We start from the raw sequence: 2,307 nt of genomic DNA, 5'->3' as shown, positions 1-2,307 counted from the left end.
TTTTGGGTCCAGGCGTAGCAGGGTGCAGAAGGCCTGGGCGAGCACGACCAGGGTGACGTGGCGGTGCCAGCCGGTGAAGGAACGGCCTTCGAAGTGGTCCAGGCCGAGGCCGGTCTTCAACTCCCGGTAGTCGTGTTCGATTGTTGAGCGTCATTCCTATTGCCGATGATCGGGCCGGTTGGCGTCAGTCGGGTTGCCGATGACGGTTTGATCTTGTGTGTGCTGTCGGCCGTGGTGGTCGGCTTCGTCACTGTGCCGGGATCGGGAGAATCCTGCCGACGAACATGACAACGGCCCTCCCGCGTCTTGTCGTGGAGGACCGTCGCGGGAGGGCCGTGCTGATGCGCGGAGGCACCGTTGGTGACGGTAGAGGCGGATCCGGTTGGCGTCGAGTCGCGGTTGACGGCCGGGCGGGTTGACTGCCCTGGTTGTTCGGGTGTGCTGCGTCCGTGGGGGTGGGCCCGGGCTCGCCGGGTGCATGGGATCGGCGGGGTGTTACGGCCCCGCCGCGGTCGTTGCGGCGGGTGTCTGGTGACGCATGTGCTGCTGCCGGTGACGGTGTTGCTGCGGCGGGCGTATGCGGCTGAGGTGATCGGCGCGGCGCTGCTGGCCCGCGCCGGCGGGCACGGGCACCGGCGGATCGGGGCGGCGCTGGGGATTCCGGCGGCGACGGTGCGGGGCTGGCTGCGGGTGGCCGGTGGCCGGCTGGAAGCGGTCCGGGTGCGGCTGTGGCAGGTGGCCCGCCGTGCTGGTGTGGACATCGCCGTGCCGCAGGCGCTGGGTTGCGGGTGGCGGGATCTGCTGGCCGCGTTGGGTGCGGCGACCGCGGCGGTGACGGGCCGGTTCGGGCTGTTCGGGGTGCTCGGCGCGGTGACGGCGTGGCAGGTAGCGGTGGCGTGCTCCGGTGGTCGGCTCCTGGCGCCGGGGTGGCCCCCACCCGGTGGGTGGTGATCGGCAACACGAGTTGCCCCTGACGTTGCGGGCGGTTGATCGGCGAACCTCGCGGGGTCACGCCCGCGCCGGTCCCGGCGTGGGTGTTTTCCTGACCGAATCGAGGTTGTGGTGTCCACACACGAGGACGACGAGGTGGCCCGGCGGGCGCGGGCGCAGCAGGTGGCGTTGTTCCGATACCAGTTGATCTGCCCTGCCCTGGATCCGGGATTGTCGGCCAAGGCCCGCGGCCGGGTGGTCCGCTCGATTGCCGCGGGCACTCATACCGGCCCGTTCGGCGGGCAGTGCTGCTACTCGCGGGACACGTTGGACCGGTGGATCCGCCGCTACCGCGTCGGAGGGTTCGACGCGCTCACCCCATCGATCCGTCAGCCCGGCGCCCGGATCGACACCACCGCGCTGGAGTTGGCGGTCGCGTTGAAACGGGAGAATCCCGAGCGCACCACCGCGCAGGTCGCGCGGATCCTGCGCGCCTCGTCCGGGTGGGCGCCCTCGGAATCGACGCTGTTGCGCCTGTTCCACCGCCGCGAGTTGATGGGTCCGGCCGCCGGCGACCAGCCGGCCGTGTTCGGCCGTTTCGAGGCGGCCGTGCCGAATGAACGCTGGGTCGGCGATGCTCTGCACGGGCCCAGGATCGCCGGCCGCAAAACCTACCTCTTCGCGTTTTTGGACGACCATTCACGTCTCGCGGCAGGCTACCGGTTCGGGTTCGCCGAAGACACCGTGCGTCTCGCGGCCGCGCTGCAACCCGCCCTCGCCGCGCGGGGCGTCCCGGCGAGCGTGTATGTCGACAACGGCAGCGCCTACGTGGACTCGTGGCTGCTGCGCGCATGCGGCAAGCTCGGTATCCGGCTGATCCACTCCACCCCGCACCGCCCGCAAGGCCGCGGCAAGATCGAACGCTGGTTCCGCGGTGTCCGTGAGCAGTTCCTCGTCGAGGTCACCGACAGCAGCGCCGAGCAACTCGCCGAGCAGGGACTGTCACCGGCGGCGGCGTTGCTGGAGCTCAACGCCCTGTTCACCGCCTGGGTCGAATCGGTCTACCACCACCGGGTGCACTCCGAAACCGGCCAGACGCCGTTACAGCGCTGGGACGACGGCTGGCAGGCCACCGGGCACGGCCCGGCCATGGCCTCGGCCGACGCGTTGACCGAGGCGTTCCTGTGGTCACAATGGCGGGTCGTCACCAAAACCGCGACGGTGTCGCTGCACGGCAACACCTACCAGGTCGAACCGGCACTGGTCGGGCGCAAGGTCGAGCTGGTGTTCTCCCCGTTCAACCTCGAAGTCATCACCGTGCGCTACCAGAACGCCGACTACGGCCGGGCGATGCCCCACCGCATCACCCGCCACACC

Annotated in this window: 2 protein-coding genes; both read left to right on the top strand. The window is 70.3% G+C overall.

Annotated elements, in window-relative coordinates:
* Positions 1-357: 357 nt before the first annotated feature.
* Positions 358-951: a helix-turn-helix domain-containing protein gene (locus tag Q0W90_RS24300; protein ID WP_297777211.1), complete on the top strand. Its 594-nt coding sequence runs from the start codon at positions 358-360 to the stop codon at positions 949-951.
* Between the two features lie 111 nt (positions 952-1,062).
* On the top strand, positions 1,063-2,307 hold a 1,245-nt coding region (locus tag Q0W90_RS24295; RefSeq protein WP_297777209.1), incomplete at its 3' end, for a DDE-type integrase/transposase/recombinase.

Origin of the sequence: Mycobacterium sp., assembly GCF_025933915.1 — a bacterium.
Classification (GTDB): Bacteria; Actinomycetota; Actinomycetes; order Mycobacteriales; family Mycobacteriaceae; genus Mycobacterium.
The sequence above is the reverse complement of the archived record's forward strand: the minus strand, read 5'-3'. Positions and strand labels throughout refer to the sequence as shown.